The sequence below is a fragment of the Acinetobacter sp. YH12252 genome, from assembly GCF_013417365.1.
In the GTDB taxonomy this organism is placed as follows: domain Bacteria; phylum Pseudomonadota; class Gammaproteobacteria; order Pseudomonadales; family Moraxellaceae; genus Acinetobacter; species Acinetobacter towneri.
This window is the reverse complement of sequence record NZ_VPEA01000019.1, coordinates 1-24,702: the sequence shown is the minus strand read 5'-3', so window position 1 is coordinate 24,702 and position 24,702 is coordinate 1. Positions and strand designations below refer to the sequence as shown.

At 37.2% G+C, this 24,702-nt stretch carries 31 protein-coding genes and 1 pseudogene; 20 read left to right on the top strand and 12 right to left on the bottom strand.

Going from position 1 to position 24,702, the window contains the following annotated elements; all coding sequences use genetic code 11:
* Positions 1–165 precede the first annotated feature (165 nt).
* From FTV28_RS12550 to FTV28_RS12540, 3 genes are all read left to right on the top strand, one after another.
* Positions 166–543 carry a hypothetical protein gene (locus FTV28_RS12550; RefSeq protein ID WP_179990625.1) on the top strand — a complete coding sequence of 126 codons (378 nt, stop codon included), beginning with the start codon at positions 166–168 and terminating at the stop codon, positions 541–543.
* On the top strand, positions 533–991 hold the full coding sequence (locus FTV28_RS12545) for a hypothetical protein (protein WP_026438387.1): 459 nt from the start codon (positions 533–535) through the stop codon (positions 989–991). Before FTV28_RS12550 ends, FTV28_RS12545 begins: the two co-directional genes overlap by 11 nt.
* A gap of 198 nt (positions 992–1,189) precedes the next feature.
* Positions 1,190–1,678, top strand: a complete 489-nt coding sequence (locus tag FTV28_RS12540) for a helix-turn-helix domain-containing protein (protein ID WP_179990623.1) — start codon at positions 1,190–1,192, stop codon at positions 1,676–1,678.
* A gap of 31 nt (positions 1,679–1,709) precedes the next feature.
* Here FTV28_RS12540 and FTV28_RS12535 read toward each other — a convergent pair whose 3' ends face one another.
* From FTV28_RS12535 to tusD, 4 genes are all read right to left on the bottom strand, one after another.
* Entirely contained in the window at positions 1,710–2,021 is a 312-nt protein-coding gene (locus FTV28_RS12535) for a TusE/DsrC/DsvC family sulfur relay protein (protein ID WP_026438386.1), read from the bottom strand.
* 58 nt (positions 2,022–2,079) lie between these two features.
* Positions 2,080–2,364, bottom strand: a complete 285-nt coding sequence (locus FTV28_RS12530; protein WP_004973553.1) for a DsrH/TusB family sulfur metabolism protein — start codon at positions 2,362–2,364, stop codon at positions 2,080–2,082.
* Between the two features lie 65 nt (positions 2,365–2,429).
* Positions 2,430–2,780: a hypothetical protein gene (locus FTV28_RS12525; protein ID WP_004973555.1), complete on the bottom strand. Its 351-nt coding sequence runs from the start codon at positions 2,778–2,780 to the stop codon at positions 2,430–2,432.
* Positions 2,781–2,823: 43 nt separating this feature from the next.
* Positions 2,824–3,192 (bottom strand): sulfurtransferase complex subunit TusD, encoded by a 369-nt coding sequence (gene tusD, locus FTV28_RS12520; RefSeq protein ID WP_179990621.1) that lies wholly within the window; start codon positions 3,190–3,192, stop codon positions 2,824–2,826.
* Between the two features lie 61 nt (positions 3,193–3,253).
* On the opposite strand from tusD, the gene FTV28_RS12515 reads away from it, so the two are divergent.
* The 4 genes from FTV28_RS12515 (at position 3,254) to FTV28_RS12500 (ending at position 6,533) form a co-directional block, all read left to right on the top strand.
* The gene (locus FTV28_RS12515) at positions 3,254–4,258 is read left to right on the top strand and encodes an SDR family NAD(P)-dependent oxidoreductase (protein ID WP_179990619.1); all 1,005 of its coding nucleotides are present in this window, start codon (positions 3,254–3,256) and stop codon (positions 4,256–4,258) included.
* Positions 4,259–4,431: 173 nt separating this feature from the next.
* Positions 4,432–5,826, top strand: coding sequence for a class II fumarate hydratase (fumC, locus tag FTV28_RS12510; protein WP_096902814.1), 1,395 nt, complete (start codon positions 4,432–4,434; stop codon positions 5,824–5,826).
* Positions 5,827–5,958: 132 nt separating this feature from the next.
* A complete protein-coding gene (locus FTV28_RS12505) occupies positions 5,959–6,147 on the top strand; it encodes a type II toxin-antitoxin system HicA family toxin (RefSeq protein ID WP_004973562.1) in 189 nt (62 codons plus the stop codon).
* A gap of 2 nt (positions 6,148–6,149) precedes the next feature.
* On the top strand, positions 6,150–6,533 hold the full coding sequence (locus tag FTV28_RS12500; protein WP_104851972.1) for a type II toxin-antitoxin system HicB family antitoxin: 384 nt from the start codon (positions 6,150–6,152) through the stop codon (positions 6,531–6,533).
* 20 nt (positions 6,534–6,553) lie between these two features.
* Here the strand turns inward: FTV28_RS12500 and FTV28_RS12495 are convergent, their stop codons facing one another.
* Entirely contained in the window at positions 6,554–7,231 is a 678-nt protein-coding gene (locus tag FTV28_RS12495) for an IS1595 family transposase (protein ID WP_179990617.1), read from the bottom strand.
* Positions 7,232–7,650: 419 nt separating this feature from the next.
* On the opposite strand from FTV28_RS12495, the gene FTV28_RS12490 reads away from it, so the two are divergent.
* Positions 7,651–8,142, top strand: coding sequence for a hypothetical protein (locus FTV28_RS12490; protein ID WP_004973565.1), 492 nt, complete (start codon positions 7,651–7,653; stop codon positions 8,140–8,142).
* 104 nt (positions 8,143–8,246) lie between these two features.
* Here the strand turns inward: FTV28_RS12490 and FTV28_RS12485 are convergent, their stop codons facing one another.
* Positions 8,247–9,164: a LysR family transcriptional regulator gene (locus FTV28_RS12485; RefSeq protein ID WP_179990615.1), complete on the bottom strand. Its 918-nt coding sequence runs from the start codon at positions 9,162–9,164 to the stop codon at positions 8,247–8,249.
* Positions 9,165–9,257: 93 nt separating this feature from the next.
* Between FTV28_RS12485 and FTV28_RS12480 the strand changes: the two genes are divergently transcribed.
* The 5 genes from FTV28_RS12480 to FTV28_RS12460 all read left to right on the top strand — a co-directional run bounded on the left by FTV28_RS12480 (position 9,258) and on the right by FTV28_RS12460 (position 14,073).
* Positions 9,258–10,499 (top strand): acyl-CoA dehydrogenase family protein, encoded by a 1,242-nt coding sequence (locus FTV28_RS12480; protein ID WP_179990613.1) that lies wholly within the window; start codon positions 9,258–9,260, stop codon positions 10,497–10,499.
* A 130-nt stretch (positions 10,500–10,629) separates the two neighbouring features.
* Complete coding sequence (locus tag FTV28_RS12475) at positions 10,630–11,751, top strand: phosphotransferase family protein (RefSeq protein WP_004973572.1); 1,122 nt, start codon at positions 10,630–10,632, stop codon at positions 11,749–11,751.
* A complete protein-coding gene (locus FTV28_RS12470; protein WP_004973573.1) occupies positions 11,748–12,446 on the top strand; it encodes a histidine phosphatase family protein in 699 nt (232 codons plus the stop codon). The genes FTV28_RS12475 and FTV28_RS12470 overlap by 4 nt, the downstream gene beginning before the upstream one ends.
* Before the next feature lie 10 nt (positions 12,447–12,456).
* Positions 12,457–13,200 carry an SDR family oxidoreductase gene (locus FTV28_RS12465; protein WP_004973576.1) on the top strand — a complete coding sequence of 248 codons (744 nt, stop codon included), beginning with the start codon at positions 12,457–12,459 and terminating at the stop codon, positions 13,198–13,200.
* A 162-nt stretch (positions 13,201–13,362) separates the two neighbouring features.
* Positions 13,363–14,073 (top strand): SGNH/GDSL hydrolase family protein, encoded by a 711-nt coding sequence (locus FTV28_RS12460; protein WP_096902562.1) that lies wholly within the window; start codon positions 13,363–13,365, stop codon positions 14,071–14,073.
* 84 nt (positions 14,074–14,157) lie between these two features.
* Here FTV28_RS12460 and FTV28_RS12455 read toward each other — a convergent pair whose 3' ends face one another.
* On the bottom strand, positions 14,158–14,742 hold the full coding sequence (locus tag FTV28_RS12455; protein WP_131261439.1) for a hypothetical protein: 585 nt from the start codon (positions 14,740–14,742) through the stop codon (positions 14,158–14,160).
* A gap of 153 nt (positions 14,743–14,895) precedes the next feature.
* On the opposite strand from FTV28_RS12455, the gene FTV28_RS12450 reads away from it, so the two are divergent.
* Positions 14,896–15,261 (top strand): hypothetical protein, encoded by a 366-nt coding sequence (locus FTV28_RS12450; RefSeq protein WP_131261438.1) that lies wholly within the window; start codon positions 14,896–14,898, stop codon positions 15,259–15,261.
* A gap of 41 nt (positions 15,262–15,302) precedes the next feature.
* Here the strand turns inward: FTV28_RS12450 and FTV28_RS12445 are convergent, their stop codons facing one another.
* Positions 15,303–15,698 carry a hypothetical protein gene (locus FTV28_RS12445; RefSeq protein ID WP_131261437.1) on the bottom strand — a complete coding sequence of 132 codons (396 nt, stop codon included), beginning with the start codon at positions 15,696–15,698 and terminating at the stop codon, positions 15,303–15,305.
* Between the two features lie 429 nt (positions 15,699–16,127).
* Positions 16,128–16,382, bottom strand: coding sequence for a metal/formaldehyde-sensitive transcriptional repressor (locus FTV28_RS12440; RefSeq protein ID WP_131261435.1), 255 nt, complete (start codon positions 16,380–16,382; stop codon positions 16,128–16,130).
* 394 nt (positions 16,383–16,776) lie between these two features.
* On the opposite strand from FTV28_RS12440, the gene FTV28_RS12435 reads away from it, so the two are divergent.
* Genes FTV28_RS12435 through FTV28_RS12420 form a run of 4 tightly spaced genes read left to right on the top strand, consistent with a single transcriptional unit; the run spans position 16,777 to position 20,576 of the window.
* The gene (locus FTV28_RS12435) at positions 16,777–17,592 is read left to right on the top strand and encodes a hypothetical protein (protein ID WP_131261434.1); all 816 of its coding nucleotides are present in this window, start codon (positions 16,777–16,779) and stop codon (positions 17,590–17,592) included.
* Positions 17,589–18,086 (top strand): PIN domain-containing protein, encoded by a 498-nt coding sequence (locus tag FTV28_RS12430; RefSeq protein ID WP_096902559.1) that lies wholly within the window; start codon positions 17,589–17,591, stop codon positions 18,084–18,086. The genes FTV28_RS12435 and FTV28_RS12430 overlap by 4 nt, the downstream gene beginning before the upstream one ends.
* 37 nt (positions 18,087–18,123) lie before the next feature.
* A complete protein-coding gene (locus tag FTV28_RS12425) occupies positions 18,124–19,539 on the top strand; it encodes a DUF3696 domain-containing protein (RefSeq protein WP_096902558.1) in 1,416 nt (471 codons plus the stop codon).
* Positions 19,540–19,550: 11 nt separating this feature from the next.
* Positions 19,551–20,576, top strand: a complete 1,026-nt coding sequence (locus FTV28_RS12420) for a hypothetical protein (protein WP_131261433.1) — start codon at positions 19,551–19,553, stop codon at positions 20,574–20,576.
* Between the two features lie 399 nt (positions 20,577–20,975).
* Here the strand turns inward: FTV28_RS12420 and FTV28_RS13675 are convergent.
* A pseudogene (locus FTV28_RS13675) lies at positions 20,976–21,107 on the bottom strand (Arc family DNA-binding protein); the annotation flags it as partial.
* 151 nt (positions 21,108–21,258) lie between these two features.
* On the opposite strand from FTV28_RS13675, the gene FTV28_RS12410 reads away from it, so the two are divergent.
* Both FTV28_RS12410 and FTV28_RS12405 read left to right on the top strand, forming a co-directional pair.
* Positions 21,259–22,113: an ORF6N domain-containing protein gene (locus tag FTV28_RS12410; RefSeq protein ID WP_179990611.1), complete on the top strand. Its 855-nt coding sequence runs from the start codon at positions 21,259–21,261 to the stop codon at positions 22,111–22,113.
* Positions 22,114–22,506: 393 nt separating this feature from the next.
* A complete protein-coding gene (locus FTV28_RS12405; RefSeq protein ID WP_179990609.1) occupies positions 22,507–23,091 on the top strand; it encodes a uracil-DNA glycosylase family protein in 585 nt (194 codons plus the stop codon).
* Between the two features lie 77 nt (positions 23,092–23,168).
* Here the strand turns inward: FTV28_RS12405 and FTV28_RS12400 are convergent, their stop codons facing one another.
* Positions 23,169–24,470: a phospholipase D family protein gene (locus tag FTV28_RS12400; protein WP_257222848.1), complete on the bottom strand. Its 1,302-nt coding sequence runs from the start codon at positions 24,468–24,470 to the stop codon at positions 23,169–23,171.
* Positions 24,470–24,702, bottom strand: a 233-nt coding sequence (locus FTV28_RS12395) for a transposase (RefSeq protein ID WP_171458237.1), incomplete at its 5' end; no start/stop codon positions are given. The genes FTV28_RS12395 and FTV28_RS12400, both read right to left, overlap by 1 nt.

Sequence of the window (24,702 nt, the reverse complement as noted above, 5' to 3'; positions counted from 1 at the left end):
TGTCTTTTATGCGTAATTTGAGTGTCTTCATCCAATTATTTTAACAGTATTTTTCTTAATAGTGACTATATTACAAGTATTTAAAACGACATTTCGTGTCGTTCATATGGTTTACTCCAGTCGCTTACTCGTTAGAATACTCACAGCTTATCTTAGAGAATTGTCATGTCTAAACCACAGCAAAAGCAAAAAAACTCAGCCTTGGCAGAATTGATAGAAGAACAAAAAATGCTCTGTGAAGAATTTGGTTCAGCCTATATTGCAGTGAGTGGCGATGATGTTGTCGCAGTTGCAGTCCAGACCTTAAATAAAGACCCAATTGTGGGCTTGCGTAAAGCGCCAGAAGGTGAAGAAAAAGTCGCGTGGTACATTTATGGCGGTGAATTGGGTGAAGATGAAGTGAACTTTGAAACCATGCCTGTGCGCGAGTTGCAAGATATTTTGCCTGACGTGCTTCCATATCTGGCTTTAGAACAAGGCTACCGCTTTATGATTGATGCTGATGACTATGAAGATGTCTGGAAAGAAGGCGATGAGTCTTAAGCTTATGCGCATGTCGAACATGGCAAAAATATCGGTGAGCATTATGCTTGGACTGCAAAGTCTGAGCGTAATGGCACAAGGTATTCAAGCGCAGCAGTTGGCACTTGAAGCATCATCTACACCTATTACAATTCCACATACAGCCAATGGGTTGACCCAAACACAATATCAAGATTTGTTAAATCAATACACGCAAATTGTGAATGACAGCAAAAAAATATTGGATGATCCTACGAGCCAAGCAACGGCAGAACAACAAAAACAGGCATTTTGTGCACGCTATCACGCCTATAAAAATATTGCTGAAATTTCCGAGTACAATCCAAACTTGTATCCTGCACCTGTGATGTTAATGGTGGCAAAGCGTTATTTAGAACAGCAGCACAACAGTTTCACGGCTTCAGGTATGACTGAACAAGTTTTTTGTGCAGGAGCTACATCTAAATAGTGTGATCTGCCTTATAAGTGAATAGCAAATTTAAAGATTGAAGATGCAGGCGTATAAAACCCCAAAAACTGGGGATTCCTTTTAAGCAGATTGTGAAGTCATACTTCATTTTTTATCAATTTTCATGCAAAACTAACTTTGCAAAGACTGTAGAATCTTTTAACTTGCAGGTAGTGAACTGAGGGATAGGCGACATAGATGAAATGGGATGAAATTGGCGAGCAGCCTTGTTCGATTGCACGAACCTTGTCGGTGATTGGTGACCGTTGGACGATGCTGATTATTCGTAATGCCTTTATGGGTATGCGTCGCTTTGATGATTTTCAACAACATTTGGGCGTAACGCGGCATGTATTGTCAGATCGTTTAAAGCGTTTGGTGGAACATGAAATTTTAGTCAAAGTGCCTTATGTAGAGCGCCAAGAACGTTTTGAATATAAATTGACAGAGAAGGGCTTGGAGCTTTATCCCTTAATGCTGTCTATGGCAAATTGGGCAGATAAATGGATGGATCAAGGTTTAGGTAAGCCTGTGGAATACATCCATAAAAATTGTGCTAAGACGTTTCAGCCTGTGGTGGTATGTTCGGAATGTGGTGAAGAACTGCATGCCAAGCAAGTAAAACCACATTTTACCCCAGTGTATTATCAGTACATCCAAGCACAGCAAAATTTAAAACAAACCTAAATCAGTGCCGTATTAATCAGCAACAGTTTGTCTATAAGCAGTTGGCTGGTTTAGGAATACCCGCTAAACGACTTAAATGCCGTGCCACCAAACCTGTATTAAATTTTTCCTGCAAAACAGCGTTGTTAATCTCTGGGCTTACAGTTTTCATTAAAAATTTGATTAAAGGACGGGTTGCAGGTGAGTGTCCAAATTGCTGATAAAATTGGCGTACAGCGTGCAAAACTTCAAAATGCCAAGCTGTGAGTTCAAGCTCTAAACTTTGCGCCAATTCTTGCGCCACTTGTTCATTCCAGACAGTGTAATCCAGCAAATGTCCATCTTGATCTAATTCTAGTGTCATCTCTTGTTTCATTCACCCTTAAAAATGCTTTGCATTGGTTTCATATCATTACGGCTTGCTATTTTAAGCTGATACAGCGCTGATGTGCTAAACACAGCGTTGCAAAAGCTGCATAATTAATCGGCTGTACATTTTCCGCCAAATGACCATTCAATATTTCTGCATCATTTTCCAGTACATATATTTTGTCTAGCTGGGCACAGAGTGGATGTTGCTGATGCAATACCGCATCACCCATAAGTACAACGCTGTCTTGCGGAGCATACAAGGCATTTAGCTCTGCTAAAATTGTTGCGGTGCTATCAAAGCTCGCTTGGATTAAATATAAATTTGCGTCAGACATGCTTTTCTCTTTAGATGTTTAGATATGGTCAAATGATCAATCAGATTGTTAAACCACCGATCAACCTACCAATATAAAACTCGATCAAAGGTTTGAATCAGCTCCCGATTCAGTTCCACCCATTCAATTTCATGTACCGTATTTTTGATAAACGGCGAGTTAGCATGTTTATTTTCAATCAAAATTGGGCTGAGGTCATAAAACTCAAAGCTATCGACCAAATTGGATGCCACTTTAAAAGCATGTTTTAGTGAATCAAATGCCAGTTCCGACTGTAATAGGCTTAATGCCGCATCTTGTAATAACACTTTGACTTCACAACCAAAAGTTGCCAGTACCATTGTTGCAGACAAGCTTTCATGCACTTGTAAGCTGTTTAAATTGGCCTGACGTAAAACCACGAGTACAGTTTTCACACAATTTACCTTTTAAATGCAACAGATTTACAAAATGAATCGCTTAAAATTGAATCAGGCGTTTTGTGCTTTGCACTGCATCGGTCAGTTCGCCCAAGCCAACCAATTCAAAGCCTGCGGCTAAATTGTGTTGGCTCAGTTGATGGCGTTTGGCATTGTCTGCATCGCTAATACCACGTGCCAGTGCGGCACTTACACATACGGGTAAACGAATAGACAATTTTTGCCATTCTGTTTTGAGGTTGCGTTGATCATCGGGTACCCATTGCAACTCATTCGCTACAGCAACGCCATCTTGATAAAAAAACACACGAAAAGCCTCATTTTTCTGTTGTAAGGCTTGAGCAAGACCGAGTGCATGCCATGCATGAATAGAGGTTGGTGCGGAGGTTATTAGTAATAAGGTGCTCATCAAAATTCACTAATGCAATGTGCCAAGGCGCATTCAGACTTTATAAAAAAAGGTAGTATAAATGATTTTAGTGACTGGTGGTTTAGGCTTTATAGGCTCACACATTGCATTAAGCCTAATGGCTCAAGGGCAAGAGGTCATTATTGTAGATAATTTATCCAATGCAAGTATGCAGACCTTAGAGCGACTTGAATATATTGCAGGGCGTTATGTGCCTTTTGCCAAACTGGATGTAAGAAATACGCCTGCGCTGAACAAAGTCTTTGAACAATATTCGATTACTGCGGTGGTGCATTGTGCAGGGTTTAAATCTTTAGAAGAATCGGTGCTTAAACCACTGGAATATTATAACGATAACGTCAGTTGTATTATGAGTTTATTGCGTTCTATGCAACGTACAGGCGTGCGTCGTTTGGTGCATCTTTCAAGTATAGCGGTCTATGGCAAGTCAGGATTGAATCTGGAAGAAAGCCAGAGTTTTAATTACACCTATGCCAATCCGTATGTGAAATCTCAGCAGATGGTTGAAGAAATCATCCGCGATACTTTTAGAACCGATAATGAATGGAATATTGCTATTTTGCGCTTGAGTAATATAGCAGGTGCATTTGAACACGGCATTTTAGGTGAAGTCGTTGCTCCGTTACCTAAAAATATTATTCCTTTGGCGATGCAAGTCGCAGTACAGCAGCGTGAAGCGATTGAATTACGTCAGCAAGCTAATACTGCAGATCAAACTGTAGAACGTAGCTTTGTGCACGTACTCGATGCCTGTGATGCTGTGATTGCAAGCCTGCATTGGTTATTTGAGCAAACGCATAGCTGTGAAGCTTTTAATATTGCGGGAGAAGTGGTTTCAATTCAACAATTACTTGCACGTATTAGTGAAGTCACTGACACTGAAATTGCTACAGTTCCTGCAATTCATTATGAATATCCTGAGTTGGATCAGTTGGGTGCAGTCGTAGATAAGGCACAACAATATTTACACTGGCAGCCAAAACGTAGTCTGGAAAAAATGCTAGAGGATGAATGGCGTTTTTATCAAAATACGCTTAAGCATTAAAAGTAAGCGCTATAAAATTCGTTGAGATGCGATTCACGAAGCCTCATAGCTGAAACAGATACAATGCAACGGAATTATTGATAATAATTATCATTTACTAAGCTGTCTGTTTTTTATAAGATCGAGATAAGAGCACATGACATCATTGAAATCACGAAGGAATGAGGCTGAACATGCAAACACGTATTGAACATGACACCATGGGTGAGGTTGAAGTTCCGAATGACGCGCTTTGGGGCGCACAAACTCAGCGCAGCTTACAAAATTTTAAAATCGGCAATGAGCGTTTACCACGCGCCATGATTCGCGCTATGGGTTTGGTTAAAAAAGCTGCGGCAATAACCAATGCAAACTTAGGGCAAATCCCTCAAGAGTTGGCGCAGTACATTGTCGGTGCAGCAGATGAAGTCATTGCAGGGCAGTGGGACAGTCAATTTCCTTTGGTGGTGTGGCAAACAGGTTCGGGTACGCAAAGTAACATGAACTGTAATGAAGTGATTGCCAATATCGCCAATCAAAAACTGGGGAATCCTTTAGGTGCACAAAAGCCTGTACATCCGAATGATCATGTCAACCGCGCCCAATCGACCAATGATTCTTTTCCAACTGCAATTCATGTGGCAGCGAGTTTGCAAATTAATGAACTGCTCATTCCTGCAGTAAAGAGTTTGCGCGATACGTTGCATGCCAAAAGTGAAGAATTTTCTGAAATTGTCAAAATTGGACGTACACATTTACAAGATGCGACACCATTAACTTTAGGGCAGGAATTTAGTGGCTATGTATCGCAGCTAGATCATGGTTTAAAACGTCTAGAACAGGCTTTAACAGGCTTGTATGAGTTGCCATTGGGCGGTACAGCAGTCGGTACAGGCTTAAATGCACATCCTGATTATGCGGTACAGGCAGCGGAGCAATTGGCACAGCTAACAGGCTTAGCATTTGTGACTGCACCAAATAAGTTTGAGGCTTTGGCGGGGCGTGATGCTGCGGTATTTGCTTCAGGTGCATTAAAAACTTTGGCGGTGAGTTTAAATAAAATTGCGAATGATATTCGCTGGTTAGCCAGTGGCCCGCGTTGTGGTTTTGGTGAGCTGCGTATTCCAGAAAATGAACCTGGTTCAAGTATTATGCCGGGCAAGGTTAATCCAACACAAAGCGAAGCAATGACCATGGTAGTTGCACAGGTATTGGGCAATGACACCACAATTAACGTGGCTGGTGCATCGGGCAATTTTGAGCTGAATGTATTTATGCCAGTAATTGCATATAACTTATTGCAATCTATTCAACTCTTGGGTGATGCATGTAATAGCTTTAATGAGCATTGCGCCGTTGGCATTCAAGCAAACCGTGAAAAAATAGATCACTTTTTGCATGATTCACTCATGTTAGTGACCGCTTTGAATCCTGTAATTGGTTATGAGAATGCAGCGGAGGTGGCAAAAACAGCTTATAAGGAAAATAAAACCTTAAAGCAAGTTGCAGTAGAGCTGAATTTGGTCACAGCAGAGCAGTTTGATGAAGTGGTACGTCCTGAACAAATGATTGCACCGAATACCAAGTAATCAGTTTTAAACAAATTCAAGGTCTGTGTTTGTCTGCACATGATGCGAGGTAGACACAGACTTTGTTTATGAAAATCAGGGAAAATTTTGGGCATCCTTCCTTATTAAAATTATGTTGTGTATAATTACACAATGAACAGCAAAGACATTATTAAGCGTCTTGAGCAGGAAGGCTGGTACAAAGTGGGTGGTAAAGGCGACCATGAAAAGTATAAGCATCCTGAAAAGCCTGGGCATGTTGTGGTACCACATCCACGTAAAGATATGCCAATAGGAACTCTACGCAATATATATAAACAGGCTGGTTGGGAGTGGAGGTAAAAATGTTATATCCAGTATATGTTCACAAAGATGAAGATAGCGCATACGGTTTAACCTTTCCTGACTTTGATGGATGCTTTAGCGCAGCAGATGAGTTGCAAGATATTCAGCGCATGGCACAGGAAGCGGTTGAAGTTCACTTTGATGGTGAAGATATTCCGTTACCAGAACCATCAAGCCCAGAGCAATGGTTAGGTGATGAGCGATTTGAGGGTGGTTTTTGGTTGTTAGTTGATATTGATACAACAAAAGTAAATACAAAGTCTATTCGTATTAATATCAGCATGCCAGAAGCTTTAGTAAAACGTATTGATGCTGTTGCAAAAAAACAACATTTAAGCCGTTCGGCATTCTTAGCTAAAAGTGCGGAAATGGCGTTGCATTAATCAAATAGGGGCTTAGGAAGTTAAAGAGGGTTGTTACGGAGTATTTTAAGCAAATCGAGGTATAAATTACCATGGCGATGATTGAAGCGATATTCCGTTTCTTTAAGATGCAAATAAAACATCTTCTTGTCAATTCCATTAAATTTACTGAGCCGCTTTTTCGCATAGCCCCAAAAGGATTCTATACCGTTAATATGACGTTCACCACAAGCAAATTCATTGTCACCGTGATTTACTCTTAAGTGCTTATCAAAGCCAATATCAACTAAACCATCATACCCCCTCCATCCATCTGTATTGATGACAGAATCTAGTTCTATATGCCCACGGATAATCCCTTGCAGTGTAGCTTTTGAGCAATCTGGTACAATTTCCGTGTACACATTTCCATCCCGTTTGAGCAACCCAAATACAATGGTTTTTCCTGATGCCCCACGACCTCGCTTACCACGAACACGACGAGCACCAAAGTAAGATTCATCCAGTTCAACAATACCATTGAAGGGAGATATTTCTTCACATTGGACAGCAATCTTTTTGCGCAATTTGATATAAATTGTATTGATGGAGCGAACAGAAATATTGGTAAGTTTAGCAGTATCAGATGCAGTAAAATCCATGGCAAAAAAGCGAATAATTTGCCTGAATTTTGCTTCTGCGATTCTTGAATGGGAATAGTATCTATTTTTTGCTTTCATATAAGGAAGTTACCATACTTTTTAATATGCTTAACTTCCTAAGCCCCTCAAATAAAAATATACTAAACCCAGCCTAAATGCTGGGTTTTTTTATTGCACTTAATTGATGAATGCAGTGGGGTAATTCATCCTAATACGATTTTAAATTTATGTGTTGGTGTAAAGACATAATTTGCATAACGGCAGAATAGGCTACAAGGTGCTGTCTAAATGTAATAAAAACTCGTCATTTAGTCACACCAACCGCTTTTGGGTGCTTTCTTTTATGCCCATTCCTTATTCAACTTCCATTGAATAAGCTGCCATAATTGCTAGAATACGCAATACTTCAAAATACTGTTTTGCTAAAGTTTTGCATTTATTTTGCAAAATTTAATTTTTTTATAAGCAACTCAATATCTTAACTACGGAAATTTTCAATGCTCTCAATTTATTTAACAGATGTTCAGCAACACGTGCAATTTAAAGATTACCCGGGTGAGCAGCCTGTTAAATTTATCTTGAATTTTAAAAAGATTTTTCCAAGTGTAATGGAGCTTTTACTACCTGTATTGCCTGAAAATGAAAATCTGGAAGAAATGACGTGGGAATCAACCACTGCAGATTTAGAGTTATTTAAATTGCTGCTCAGTGGGTGGGGCGTGATTGAATTACGTTTAAATGCGCTCAGTCAGTTCAAGGGCAAGACATTTGCAGATCAGTTAGTGAAACAAGCCCAACAAAAACGTAAAGATTTCGCCAAAGCACAACAACAATTACAAACTGTGGAGCTAGATTACTTATTTATGCATGAAACACATGCCTTAATTGATGCTGAATTGGTAGAAGTAGGTGAAAAGTTCTATTTGCCAATTTTGCGTGATTTATGGAAAGGCAAAGTATCTACAAAAGTATTGGAAGCGAAGTTTTAAGAACAAACCCATATTAAAAAGCTGTCTCGGCGGCTTTTATTTTTTATAGAATCATACAAGACGATTAGCAACCACTTGCAAATTCAAGATTAATTCAAAATAGCCTAAGCAAAGATTTTAGAAATTTCCTCTCTTAAGAAATAATGCCTTGAATTTTCCTGTAAATCTTTATGCCAATACATCCCCATATTAATTACAGGCAAGTCTACAGGCACATCAAAAATATTCAATTTTTGGCTCATATTCAAATGCTTTAAAATCATTTTAGGAATAGTTAGTATGGCTTGAGGATGCTGCTGTAAAATCTGTAACGCCGTAGAATAGTGCTGACAACGTAAAAAAACCTGCCGTGATAATTGCTTTTGATGCAAATAAATATCTTCTAGCAACATACCAGTACGCCGTGATGAAACCCCAATATGTGCAGAAGATAAATAAAGTGCAGTATTCATTTCTTGTTGTGAACTACAGACCACAAATTGGTCTTGAACTAAAGATTGAAACTGAATTTTTTCGCCAAAGTTTTGTTCTAAATCAATTACGAAATCAATTTGTTGTGCCGCTAAATCTGCCAAAACCGTTTTGCGGTCTAATTTGTGGCTCAGAAATTGAATATCCAAGTTTAACTTTTGAAAATGCGCCACCAATTTAGGAAAAATAATCGGTTCAATTTCATCATGGATAGCAATTTTGAGCGATTGCAACATATTCGGCTCAAATTGCTGTTTCTGTATTGCAATACTTTGAATCGCCAACAAGGCATTTTTAATAGTCGGATAAATTTGCTCGGCAAAAGGCGTAGGCAGCATTTTATTGCCACTTCGCACCAGTAAATCATCTTGTAAATGTTGTCTTAAACGCTGCAAAGCATGACTGGCGGCAGATTGGCTAATACACAAAATTTGTGCAGCTTTGGAAATACTGCGCTGCTCATAAATTGCAACAAACATCGGGTATAAATTGATGTCTAAACGATGAAAAACGGTAAGATCAACTTTTGCATTGTTATGAACATGATTCATAGTGTTTTATTGAATTAAATCATTTTGTTCATATTAGTTTTCAAGTTAAGGTGTTGTAAAGCAATGAATACAATATTTTAAGGGATTTGAACCATGTTTGAGCTATCTGCACGCGCCAAAGACTATATAGAACGTACCAAAGCCTTTATTGCCAAAGAAATTGAGCCGATTGAAGCTGAATTCTGGGCAGAAGTTCACGAATTAAATCAGGGTGGTGACTGGACTAAATGGCAATGGCCAGCACAATTAGAACAATTAAAAGCCAAAGCCAAAGCTGCAGGTTTATGGAATATGTTTTTACCTTGTCCAGAATTAGGACAAGGTTTGTCGGTACAAGAATATGCACACATTGCAGAGTTGAGTGGACGCAGTTTGATTGCGCCAACCGTATTTAACTGTAATGCACCCGACAGCGGCAACATGGAAGTTTTATGGCGCTATGGTTCTGAAGTACAAAAGGCAGAATGGCTGACACCGCTGCTTGAAGGTAAAATTCGTTCTGTGTTTTGTATGACTGAACCTGCAGTGGCTTCAAGTGATGCGACCAATATGCAGGCAACAGCAATCGTAGACGGCGATGAAATTGTCTTGAATGGTCGTAAATGGTGGTCTTCAGGTTTGGGCGATCCAAATGCCAAAATTATTATTTTTATGGCGCATACACCCGATGAAACCAAAGACCGTCATCATCAACACTCTATGGTTTTAGTCCCTGTGGATACTGCGGGCGTTAAAATTCAACGCATGTTACCTGTATTTGGTGATTACGACGCGCCACACGGTCATGGCGAAGTCAGTTTTGATAACGTGCGTGTGCCTGTTGCCAACTTTATTGGCGGTGCAGGACAAGGTTTTGAAATTGCACAAGGTCGTTTAGGTCCGGGGCGTATTCACCATTGTATGCGTTGTATTGGTGCAGCCGAAAAATCTTTGGAGTTGATGATTGACCGTGGCATGAGTCGTACCGCATTTGGCAAGGAAATTCTGAAACTCGGTGGCAATTTGGAGCGTGTAGCGGAAGCACGTGTGGCGATTGACCAAGCACGTTTATTAACTCTCTATGCAGCCTATAAAATGGATACTTTAGGCAATATGGCAGCACTTACCGAAATTTCTGCCATTAAAGTGGTTGCACCAAGTGTCTTGGAAAAAGTAGTTGATATGGCGATGCAGATTCATGGTGGTGCAGGCGTATCTAGAGATACACCGTTGACAGGTTTCTTTGCCCAAGCGCGTAGTTTACGTCTTGCCGATGGACCAGACGAAGTACACAAAGGCATGATTGCCAAACTTGAGTTGGCTAAACGTGGTTATCGTAGCAGCCGCAAAAAATAAGTCAGTTGCGAATTTTTTATTGTGTCGCTTGGTAGTGTATTCGGCAATATTTCTGATATTGCCGATACATCTCAAGAGAACACAGAAAATCTATGTTAGATTAAAAAAATTGGAAAATTAGGGAAAAATAATGTCAGTTATTGATGTAGGCGGCACAGTACGCGAAGGCGAAGAACTCGATATTCAGGCAGTGACAGCATGGTTAAAACAACAAAATGTCGATGTCGTAGAACCTGTAGAAGTCACACAATATTCAGGCGGTGCATCGAACTGGACATATCGCCTTAAGTACAGCAATGCTGATTTAATTTTGCGTCGTCCGCCCAAAGGTACTAAAGCTAAATCTGCACATGACATGGCGCGTGAATATCATGTGCAAAAGAATTTAGCCCCGTTTTATCCTGTGTTACCTGAAATGGTAGCGTTGTGTCAGGATGAAGCTGTAATTGGCTGCGATTTTTACGTGATGCAACGTATTGAAGGCATTATCCCACGTGCAAAATTGCCACCAGAGCTTGATTTTAGCGAAACTCAAGTACATGAACTTTGTGTAAATGTCATTGATAAACTGATTGAGCTGCATCAAGTACCTTATGCAGGAACTGAGCTAGAAAAATTAGGGAAAGGTGATGGTTATTGCCGACGTCAGGTAGAAGGTTGGGATGCACGCTATGCCAAAGCACATACCATCAACGTGCCATCTTTTAAATATGTGCGTAAATGGTTGTTAGACCATATTCCTGCAGATTCAAAAACCTGCATTATTCATAACGACTGGCGTTTTGATAATGTGATTTTAGACCCGAAACATCCGACTCAAGTGATTGGCGTTTTGGACTGGGAAATGGCAACACTGGGCGATCCACTCATGGATTTAGGCTCGGCTTTGGCATATTGGGTTGAAGATACCGATAATCAAATTTTTAAAGCCACCCGTCGTCAACCAACGCACTTAAAAGGCATGTTCACACGTCAGCAAGTGGTGGACTATTATTTGCAAAAAACAGGCTTGAGCACCGATAACTGGACATTCTATGAAGTGTTTGGAATTTTCCGTTTAGCGGTGATCGCCCAGCAAATTTATTATCGTTATTTCCACAAGCAAACCAATAATCCTGCATTTAAGGATTTCTGGATTGTCATTCATGCTTTGCATATTCGTGCCTTAAAGTTAATTGGTTTACAAAAACTGGAAGCAAATGAACTAGCACAAAAATATATCGCCAAATTTAAGGAATTGATGCCGAAATGACCACCATTTATTTAATTCGTCATGGGCAAGCATCTTTTGGGGCAGAAAGTTATGATCAACTTTCGCCTAATGGTGAGTTACAAGCCAAATTGCTCGGACGTTATTTTGATCGCATTTTAAAAGAAGCACCCTATGTGGTGGCTGGTTCAATGCAGCGCCATCAGCAAACTGCACAACTGGCTTTGGCAGAATGTTTTCCTGAGGTCGAAATTCATACCGACAGTGCATGGAACGAGTTTAATCATCAACAGGTTTTCGCGCAGTATGAACCGCGTTTTAATCAACCTGAATTGATGAAAGAAGATGTCGCCAAAGAGGTCAATCCTCGTGCATATTTGGCAAAAATTTTTGAAGGTGCGATAGAACGCTGGACGGGCGGTGAATATCACCATGAATATGAAGAATCTTGGCCGCATTTTAAACAGCGTGTCGAAGATGCATTGCAGCATTTATGTGATGACTTAGCCCAAAAACAACCACGATATGCTGTGGTATTTACTTCTGGTGGTGTGATTTCTGTGGCTGCAGGTAAAATTTTAGGCTTAACGCCCAATAAAACCTTTGCATTGAACTGGGCAATTACTAACTCAAGTATCACCACTTTACGTTTGGTCGGCAGTGAACCACAACTGTTAAGCTTGAATGAACATCATTTTATTAAAGCTGAAAACTCAAATTTATTGACTTGGATTTAAGGATCAAACCATGACAAAAACAATTCTAATTACAGGTGCAAGTTCAGGTATTGGTGCGGGTATGGCACGTGAATTTGCTCAAATGGGTTATAACCTTGCAATTTGCGCCCGACGTTTAGAGCGTTTGGAAACGCTGAAACAAGAACTGGAAAGCCAGTTTGGTATTCGTGTTATTGCAAAAACGCTGGATGTCACCAATTATGATCAGGTGTTTCAGGTGTTTCGTGAATTTAAACAAGATTTTGGACAAATTGACCGCATTATTGTCAATGCAGGCGTGGGCGAAGGACGTCGCATTGGTAAAGGTAATTTTGCCATCAACAAAGCCACAGTAGAAACCAACTTTATTTCAGCTTTGGCGCAGTGTGAAGCCGCGGTTGAAATTTTCCGTGAGCAAAACTCAGGGCATTTGGTGATGATTTCATCTATGAGTGCCATTCGTGGTATGCCAAAACATCTTACTGCTTACGGTGCAAGTAAAGCTGCAGTAGCACATTTAGCAGAAGGAATTCGTGCAGAATTAATTGATACACCTATTCAAGTTACGACTATTTTCCCTGGTTATATTCGTACCGAAATCAACGAAGGTGCAAAAAAACTGCCTTTTGAAGTTGATGAAAAAACAGGTTCACGCTTACTTGCTGCAGAAATTGAAAAAGCGCCAATTAAAGCCTATGTACCTAAATGGCCATGGTTGCCATTGGGCTTAGCTATGAAAGTTTTACCATTAAAATTGGTCAATAAACTCGGCTAAATAGCAGCGATATCATAGTATTTGAATAGCATCCTGAAATTTAAAGCTGATGATGAATGCAATCACTTTAAATGACACGATGCTATTTTTATATTTGAGTCTCTACTTTTGTTTGGGTTTAAAATTTGTATTTTCGGTTTTCGTATTTAAGAGTGAAATGTGATGTGGCTTAGAACAGCAACCCTTGCCTTAATTCCCGCTTTGGTGATTCAGGGAAGTCGTGTTAAAAAGAACACGATCCGATTGCCTGAAGCCGAAGGCGCACGAGAAGGTATTACAGGGCAAGGGCAAACGCTGTCATTATTGATTTTAGGCGATTCTGCCGCTGCAGGCGTTGGGGTAGCACATCAAAATGATGCGCTTTTAGGTGCGGTGATTTCTGCTTTGCAGCATCAGTACCAAGTACATTGGCGTTTAGAGGCGCAGTCTGGAGATACTACCTCACAAGTCATTCAAAAAACGAAAAAACTGGTAAATCAAAAATATGATGTTGTGGTTACTTCTGTTGGTGTCAACGATGTAACACGCTTAATGTCGGCACAGACTTGGATTAAACAACAGCAACATTTTTATCAACTTATTCAAGCGAAATTCCAACCTGAATTAATCATTGCTACGGGGGTTCCACCAATGCATTTATTTCCCGCATTGCCCAATCCATTATCTTGGCTATTTGGACAATACGCAAAACAAATGAACTTACAATTAGAAAAAATGATTGCACAACAAGAAGATATGCAGTGGATTGAATATGATATTCGAAAATATCAATCCATGAATTTAGAAATGGCAAAAGATGGTTTTCATCCAAGTAAAGAAATTTACCAAATTTGGGGCAAAGAAGTCGCGGAGATGATTTTAGAACGGTTTTAGGTAGAATTCTTATGATGTAAAACTCGGTAATGCGTATAAGAAAGCCCGCTAATAGTGGGCTTTTGCTTAACTTTACTTTGTTTATTAATAGCTTGGAGCGGATATCCAAGTTTTATTAGATATTACTTCAGAGCAAGGAGATGAGTTTGCTACAGGCGATTGACTTAACTTAATTAAAGTCGCTGCTTGTAACTCCATTTCTTTTGCTTTTTCCAAAGACAGGCTCGAATAAGCCAAAGCTACAGAGGCACAATTTGCCCACGTGTGAACATTGTTACTGTCTGATTCCGCAAGTTTAAAATATTTATCAGCAAGAGCTTTCATCTGATTACCTTTATCCTCACTTGAGGCTTTGGCTGATGCAGATTGTAATGTGAGAACCGTTGTTGAGTTTGGAACACCTGGCTTGTATGCCTCTATAGTTTTGTCATCCACAACACGCATACCATAAGTAATGTTGTTGGTTGGATTTGTGAAAATATAATTTCCACTCGTATCTTTTAGATAAGTGGATGTTTTATTAGGCTCAACAATTGTGAGACTATTTTCTGCGAATTTAACATTGATAGAGTAGTAGCCATTTTGAATAGCGTACACCCCATCTGTAGCCGCAAATGTACACATGGATATAACTGAAAGCGCTATTATCCCCAGAATATTTTTTTTCATTTTTAAGTCCCTTTATAGCAACACTTTTACTAAATTAATCGAAGCGTCATCCAAAAGACATCCTAATATTGGGAGTATCCCTATTTAAATAGTCATGCTATATATGAAATTTTAAGCAGCATTTCAGAGTTAATTTTTTAAGGGGAATTAAAGATGAAGACTTTAAAATTATTTGCAGCTATAACTATGTGTTTTTCAATTTTTGGATCCACGCAAGTAATAGCTGATGACTCTCCTAATACAGCACTTGCGGTTTGTTGGGAGACCAATTCAGGTAAATATCAATGTGATGGACCAACACAAAGACTATCAACCTCCTATACGACATTATCAGAAGCCTTGAGCTTATCTGGTTGTTCTACTGGAAGAGCGGTACAAACCAATTATCTGACACATGCAAGAACTGGCCGTCAGTATGCAACAGTTTACACCTGCAACTACACACTGAAACCAGGTAACACTGCCTCATATACTACCAACAGAGATGTGCGTGGTTGGTGGGATGGTATTATTTATTAATTTCTTTCTATTAAAAAAGCCCGCTGATTGCGGGCTTCTTTTTAACATTTTACAAGTTTTGTGCTAGCTAATGGCAATATGTACAATCCATTGCGCTCTTTGAAAAGCGTTACATTCATCAATACTGGTTTTTGTTGCTGATCACCATCTTCATCGTAATATGGCGCATACCATCCTGCAGTTGGTAGAGCTTTGTTGTGCATCCAGTCATCTTCTATAAAAATAGGTTTAAATGTAAAGCTTGATTCCGCATAACTCCCCTCAATAAGCTTTGGAGTAACATTTACAAGGAGCATAAAGCCCCCGTTAGGCTCTTTAGTTTTGCATGTGCGGACGCTATCACCCCAGAGTCCAATATACTCATTTGGAATTGAATTAATTTCTTTTGCCGATGCCCAAGTAGAAAAGAAAAATAAAGCCAAGATAATGAATTTCATAATGTCTATTTATGTGATTAATGATCGCGTGAGAGTATACACCTTGTGGCTTGAATTATTGGAAATCTATAGTAATTCTAGAAGGAATGAATCGTACCAGGTTTGTCGGAGAGTCAATATTCTGAGAGACTATCCCGATGATAAGACCAAGTATCTCTTGGATCATGGCTACAAACCTGCAGATATTGATCGAATGAACCGCATGAAACATAACTCAAATCTACCCAAATAGATAAAGAATTACTTGGGGAAAATGATGTTTAAATTATTGTTGTCTATATTTGGACTAAACGGTGCTGTAGAAATAGGTTGTGAGATAGGTGAGGAGCAGATCGTAGCAAAACAAAATAAAGAATAAAAAATGCCCCCGCTAATGCGGGCTGTTCTTTATAAACTTACTCTTATTATTAGTTTGACCAAATGAGTTTTTTATAAGTACCTTTTACAAAGAGTTAAAAACTCTTCCAACTTTTCAGGGTCAGATTCTTCCGTATTTGCGAATACACGCTCTTTCAAATAGCTCTCAATCAAATGGCGCATAAGCCCATTTACTGCGCCGTCAACCGCTGCAACCTGTTGTAAAATTTCAGTACAAGTAGCATCACTATCCGCTAGGCGACTTTGAATCGCATTAATTTGCCCCTCAATTCTTCTCACTCTGGTTAAAGTGCTTTTAGATCTCATTTCAATTTATAAACTTAAGTCTTATCAAACCAACTTTTAAGATATATAAAAATATCTAAAAGAAATATTGAAATTTGTTCAATTTGTGTTGAGAAGTTTTAAATACACATAAAATACAAAGCTTTACACCAACCCATAAAGGTTAACTAAACCCACTTAAATTTACTAAACGGTTAATTTTTAATTTTTTTTACAAAAAAGTTGAGTTCTTTTTACTACTTAAAAATGAATAGGGACTGCGTTAGTTGACAAATCTCAGATTTAGCAATAAAAGTTGGTTGACAAATCATAGATTTAGCCATAAAAGATGTATTTATTAAATTTAGTAAGTTTACTTTATAAAACTAAAGATATTGAACATACTATGAGCAGTAGCATTTTAAGATGATCTGAAATGTCAAAAGTGGATAAAAAAGGGAAGCCAACCCAGCAAAGTTTAGATCTTTTAGATCCAGCTGTTCAGCAAGAACAAGCTGGCGATCTTGATTTTGTTTTGAAAATCCATGATGGACATTTACATGATTTAGAAATTTCCAGTGTAGTTAACTTACTATCAGCCTTAGGTCAAATTGTTGGTGTTAAACAATCGAGCTTTAATACAATTAAAGAAGGTTCAACGACCATCGCCATAACAGTTCCTGAAGACCTTAAATCTGTCGCAATTTTAAATGTAACTAAAGACACCACAGCAAAACGCAAACAGATTTCCCGTATCCAAAAAGAGTTGGGTAAGTATGGTTTTAGTCATGCTGAAATTTCTTATGGCACATTAAGAGAAGATGAGGTTTATAAACCTAAAGAAATTTTATATGTCGTTCCTGAAGTCGAAACTGAAGATGTTTTCACCCAAGAAGAATCTTTAGATGGCCGTCTAACCCGTCTGCAAAAAGGAAAAGATAAGTCAGACCACATTACGATTATTTTGAATAATGGTGAAGAGGTACCAGCGCAGTGTTCTAAAAAGTTATTAGAAGAACTACATCCATTTTTTAATACTGATCAAAGCTTAAGATTTGAAGGAAAAGCCACATACTTAACGAAATCAAATTCTTATCAATTAATATTGAAAAAATATGTTATTCACAAATTTCATGTTATTGAAGACATGACATTAGATGAATGGATTGATGACTTTAGATCAAAAGGTGCATCAAATTGGTCGAAACATAACGATCCAATTGGTGAATGGCTGAAGGAGCGTCAAGATTGATTATCTTAGATACGAATGCCTTAATTACTTTATTAATGACAAATAAGAATGAGGCTGAATTTAAAAATCTAAATACATTCCTTAAGCAAAATGAAAAATTATCTATTGCATTGCCCATGCCTGTAATTTCTGAGTTTATCGCTGGCGATGACAATGAAGCCCGTTCTTTAAGCTTATTAAAGCCTAATTCAAAATTTAAAAATTTAGACTTTGATGCAAAGGCAGCTTTAATCGCTGCGAAAATTTATCGTGATTATCGCCAGCTACCACAGAACCAAAAGTCTCAAGAACCACGGCAAAAAGTTAAAGTTGATATACAGATTATTGGAATTGCATTAGCTAATAATGCAACTATTCTTGTATCGCATGATAATGGGGTTAGGAATATAGTGAATGAGCTGGATCTAAATTTGAGTGTTTTTGATTATATGAATAATCATTACTTTGAGCAAATGGCGAGTTTGATTGTAGCTGAAAGTCAAAAAGTTCAATAAAGTTAAAATTTTATAAATAATCTCAGGTTAATTTTTTATGTTTGAAAAGCTTTCTATTAAGAATTTTAAAAGTATTTCTGACTGGCAGGAATTAAAATTAGCGCCAATAACTTTGATTTATGGCCCAAATTCATCTGGAAAGTCTACTATAATCCAATCATTGCTATTGTTGCAACAGACAATGTTAAAACCAAATAAGAATGGTGGCTTGGTTACAAATGGGTTAAATTTAAAATTAGGAAACTTCCCTGTCATTGTTAATAAACATGATTTAAATAAAGATATTGAATTTAATGTGGAGTATTATTATATAGATAATGAGAAAGAATATAATAAATATCATAAAAGATTTGAATTTGTTTATGGATATATCGGTGATTCAGGTGAGCAAGGTTTTTCATTCTTAAAAAATTACAAGTACTTTTCTGAAATGAATTTTAAAAAGAAAAAAATAAATGTAATTAATGAGTTTGTAAATAATTTAGTTTTGAACAATCCATTAAAAATGACTAAAGAAGAATTAAATGAAAGCTCTTTATCGTTTAAATATAGTGATAATAATAATTACTTTTTTGAAGATATTCATAAATTAAAAATAGATAAAGCCATCATTAAAAAAATGATTACGCTTCCAGTATACAAAAGCACATTAAACTACTCTGTTCCATCTTCAACAGAACTGTCTTTTGATTTGCCTCCAATGAGTACTTATAAGATACATCCAGAGCAGTTTTCTATTACACAATTAGTTAATAATGTTGTAACTAAAAATGCGTCGAATTTAAAAGATAAACTGAGTACTATTTCTTATATTGGACCATTACGAAAAAGAATAAAGAAAATTTATATGCTTGAAAATGATAGTGAAATAAGTGTTGGGATTGATGGAAATAATATAGGTTTTTTTCTTTCGTCTCAGGGTGAATTATTATTAGATAAAATAAATGATTATTTTTTTAAATATAAAATCCCATATAAAATACTTATTAAAGAATTAGGAGATGATTTAACAGGCCCTGTAATTTCTATACTACTAGAGGATTTAAGAACAAACACTGTAGTTGGTCCTTCTGATGTGGGGGTTGGGATTAGTCAAATCTTACCAGTCATTGTCGAGGGGATAATTAGAAAAAATTCAACTATTTGTGTAGAACAGCCTGAAATTCATTTACATCCAAAATTACAGGCAGACTTGGCTGAGTTTTTTGTTGATACATGTAAAAATAATCAATGGATTATTGAAACGCATAGTGAAGCCTTAATGCTGCGTCTTCAAAAATTATTACGTATGAAAGATAACAGAATTAAACCTGAAGATATCTCAATTGTTTATGTACATCCAACTTCAAATGGTTCAAAGCTTCATCACATTAGACTTGATGAAGATGGCAGTTTTAGGGATGAATGGCCAGCAGGATTTTTTGATGAACGAATTGATGAAATTTTTGGGTGAGATAAAGTTGCATGTTAGTTCATTTTTCGTTTGATGGAGCTTGTTTTTCATCCAAATTGTTGTGTGATAAATATAATCCAAGTATTCACGAGCAGTTAAATCAATATTGGAAAAAATATGGAGTATTTGTATTTCCAGAAAATTTAGATTTTAAAGAATACTTAAAGACAATAGATCAAAATCACCGGAAAATTTGGACAGCAGTATTAACATCCCCAAATTTTTTTAAAGTAAAGAAACTTACAGAAAATTGGAAGAATCTTAATGAGCTTGCTAATCATGAACCTATGTATAATGGAATAGAGGAATATAGTAAATTTTTTAAAGTACTATTTTCTGATGAAGATCATTTTTATATGTTAACTGAGTTAGGAACTATTTCTAAGCTTCAAGGCAGTTTTGAAATTATAACACCTGGTCAGATTTTGGTTTCACCTTCTTTTAATGAAGTTAAGAATAATTTTGAAAAAAAGACAGTAGTTGGTGATGAGTTAGAAACAATCTGGAAAAATAAATTTAGTGATTTGTGTAAATATTGCACAGATATTACTATAATTGACAGATATTTATTTAAAAGTATTGTCGAAGATAAAATTAAAAATTCATCATCAAGCTTCGAGTATCTCCTAAAAAAGATTTCTAAATATGATGGAAAATATAGAATTATAATCGTATCTTCTATTAATGAGATTAATGAAGATAATATTTTGCTAGATAAAGTCAAAGCTCTAGGAGCCAAAGATGGTGAAGAAGCTTTATTGAATTATATAAATAAATTCTTAACAAGTCCTTTAAAAAAGAATATATCAAGTTTTAAAATTATTGATGTTGAGAATAAGTTTTTTCGAGTAAGTGGACATGATAGATATTTTAGATTTGATAACTCTTACTATAGAATAAGTAAAGGTTTAAACTTTATGCGAGTTGGTGAGCAAATAGAAGATAATAATTTTGATTATTTTACTGGAGAAAAAGTTGTTAAAGATTTAATTTTATCTATTGGTGATTATCATAATTCAGAAAAAATTATCGTTTAATAAGAATTTAAAATAGCCATAACAAGATATTATTTGTTATGGCTATTTATATAACTCATATTCAAAAATTAGCTTTTATCACTTTTTTTAAGTACTGGCATAATGATCTTCTACAACCAACCAACCAAGACTTCTTTTACCGTTATCTACAACATCAATATGATTGTCACCCTTAAAAACTAAAACATCTTTATTGAAAAACTTTAATGAATTCCAAAAAGAAGAGCCACTTAATACTTCAAGAGAAAGGTGAATATCATTTTGTAGGGCAGAGAGTTCTTGTGTGTAGTCTAAATCAAGCGTATTGAGCAACTTTCCATAAACCACACGTTTTTTTCCATTTTTTAAATGAATGATTTTTACATCAGAACTGGCAGGAGCAGAACTCTCATTTCTCAAAAAGCTTTCTTCAAGTCGAGCCACAATATCCGCATTCATTGAGCGATTTAGTTCTTTAGCCGATACTGCAATTTTGTCTTTTAATTCTGGCGGTAAGCGTAAATTATAAGCAACACCTAAATGTTTACCCATGACTTTGTCCTTAAAATTCCTATTGACATAGTACCAAGTGGACATATATATTTTCAATATGTCCACTGGACATATTTTGCAAATAAAAAAACCCCTTGCGACTCTCACATCAAACAAGGGGTTCTATCCAATCTCTTCGCGGAGAAAAGACATGAATAGTCTAGCACAAATCATCGATACACAAGTTTCCATCATCAATTTTAAATCTATTCCAGTTGTCACAACTGCGATGTTAGCTGACTTCTATGGAACAGATGTAAACAACATCCAACAGAACCATTCACGCAATAACGAGCGGTTTATAGATGGTAAGCACTTTTTTAAGCTTGAGGGTGCTGAACTAAAAGCATTCAAGCAACTGACTGACTCAAAGACAGTCAGTCGAAATACAAGAAACCTGATCCTTTGGACAGAACGTGGCGCAGCCCGACATGCCAAAATGCTTGATACCGACCAAGCATGGGACGTATTTGAGCAACTGGAAGATTGCTATTTCCATCGTCAGGAAATTTTAGCCAAAACCCACAAATCAGAGCGTGAACCACTAACCAATGCTGTGAATATGCTCGTGGCTAAAACCAAGCACTTAAATTACTCAGAAGCCTATAAACTTGTGCATCAACGCTTCAATGTAGAGCATATCGAAGATATTCCGTATGAAGCTATACCAGTGGCAGTGGAATACGTGCATCACTTAATAGCGTTATTTTCTCAAGCAGAGAAAAGCCATACTGCTGTTTCAGATCGCTCACGTTCAATGGCACTGCATGCGCTATGGCTCAGTCACTGGTGGACAGAGTTTGGAGACGTGATCCGTAAGATCAGCCCGACAATGGGACATGGCATCCATGACCATTTTAAATTTGCTGCAGAAGATGCACGGCAAATTGTAGGCAGGGAAGTCTACATGCCAATTTATGAGTTGGCGCAAAGACATGATTGGCATAAGGGCGGGATAGGCTACAAAGCACTGTCAGAATGCCGCAGTTTAACTCCTGTCATTTAGTTTTAGCCACCTTTGGGTTAATGCCAGTCAGTTAAGAGAGTGACTGGCATTAATCTTATGGTGCCTTTTTCATTCCAAAGAACAGCGTATTTAGACGATATTTTTAAGTCAGTAGTGACTTACTGTTCGCTATTTTTTTATGAAAAATCACCCATTTTAGTACCAAATTTTCATAATTTTATTTTGTCATAATGGTCAATGCGTTCTATATTTTCCATAATAGTTTTGCAAAAGTTTTGCAGGAATTTTGCAGGCATTAATTAAAAAAGCACTAAATGGAATGGATTGTATCGTTGAAAAAACTGTAATTATGCTAAAATTTAATAAACAATCTTTTGATATTTAGTCAAAATTATTTTTTCAAATCGCATTATAACTTATTGATTTTAAACAATGTCAAAAATAGAAACCCATCCACTCGAACCTTTTTTACCAGCCAATGCCAAGCTGTTAATGTTGGGGAGTTTTCCACCACCTAAAAGCCGTTGGAAAATGGATTTTTATTATCCGAATTATCAAAATGATATGTGGCGAATTTTGGGCTTATGCTTTTTTCAAGATAAAAACTACTTTTTAGATTTAGAAGCTAAAAATTTTCATCTTCATAAAATTATTGATTTTTTAAACACCACTGGCATTGCTATTTCAGATACGGCGCAGCAGGTGATTCGCTTAAAAGGCAATGCATCAGACAAATTTTTACAGATTGAAAAACCAATGGATATTGCAGCACTTTTAAGCAAGATACCTTTATGTCAAAGCATTATGACCACAGGCGATAAAGCGACTGATACACTCATGTTATCTATGCCTGAATCTGCCGAAAAACCTCAAATTGGGCAGGCGACACATTGCTATTTTGCCAAGCGTGAGCTGCATTTATATCGGATGCCTTCATCTTCACGAGCCTATCCTTTAGCTTTAGAGAAAAAGGCAGAAGCGTATTTTAACTTATTTAAAGAAATAGGCTTACTATAAGTAACTTTAAATAATTGTAGACAGTGATGGCAGAGAAAGAAAAATACGCTTCCATAATTAATGTCTATCTATTGTCATTACATCATCCATTCAATAGGGAATAATGAAACTGTTTTCATCATAAAACGCTGAAACTGTGTGGTTTCAGGATCATGATGATACGTTTGAATACTGCCATCTGCCTGATGATCTAACCAAATAATTTGACCGTTTTCGTCTAATTGCAGTTCATACGCAATTTGTGGCAAATAGCGGTCTAAAGATTGAGAAACATCGTTTTGCAATTGTTCAGACTCTAACACCAAGCCAACTTCGGTATTTAATTTTGCAGAACGAGGATCAAGGTTAAAAGAACCTACAAAGACCATGCCATCTATATCAAAGAATTTGGCATGTAAACTCGAGGCGTTTTTGCCTTTGGCAGGAATTACGTTACCCGTTGCAACTTCATACCAAGTACGCTTTTTTCGTTCAATATAAGGCTTAAATTCATATAAACGAATACCTGATTTAAGTAAATCTACGCGATACTGCTGATAAAATGCATGTACCAAAGGCACATCATTGGCTAAAAATGAATTGGTCAATACACGTATCTGTATTCCTTTTTCAGCCAGTTGAGTGAGTGTTTTAAGACCATCTTCTGTTGGGACAAAATAGGCAGAAACCAGTTCTAAATGTTGTTTGGGCTCACCCATTAACTTTAACATTTGTTTGTAAATCAGTTGCTCGCCTTGAGCTGTACCCCGAATTTTATTCGGAGAATCTGCCACAAAATGCGCACATACCCACTGTACAGGATGTTGTTCTAATTTGATGCTGACTTCTTCTTGCGCGTTAGCCACACGTTCACGAATTTTATCTTTATATTTGGCATTTAATTCATAGCGATTACGCAATTCTCTCAATTGCAACGCGTTGCCTGTGCCTAATAATTGCTTTACTGAATAGCTTAGTTCGTCATTCCAAAACTCTAAAAACACGGCATTGGCTTGGGGGACAGCACTGCCATAGAATAGAATATCCATATCAGTAAATTGAAAATTTTCACTGGCATCAAAATATTCACGGCTAATATTACGCCCACCTGTCACGGCAATCGCCCCATCGGCAATAATTAGTTTATTGTGCATACGGCGATTGATTTGTTTAAAACGAAACAAATAATCCATCACACGAAAATGCCGATATTTGTACGGATTGAAAATTTTTATTTCAAAATTAGGATGCTGAGCAAGCCGTTTTAAGGTTGGATCAAGTTGCGTACCATTTTGATCATCAATTAATAAACGAACTTTTACACCACGATCTGCTGCTTTGAGCAGTTCAGCCAACATCAACTGACCAATTAAATCATCTTCCCAAATGTAAGCTGTCATTAAAAAGTAAACATGTATTCTTTTCCGAATTGGTTTGATACTCTCTCCACCCATTGCTCTATTTTATCAGCTGTCATGACTTGAAAATCTCGCCAATAATATTTCATCTGCTTCCATACCATCTCGATTCGATTTAACTCAGGGCTATAAGCTGGAATAAAATACAAATTCGTCGAAAAGTTACTTTTAAGTAGCTCTCTGTAATCAGCCATCTTTTTACTTCTATGAATCG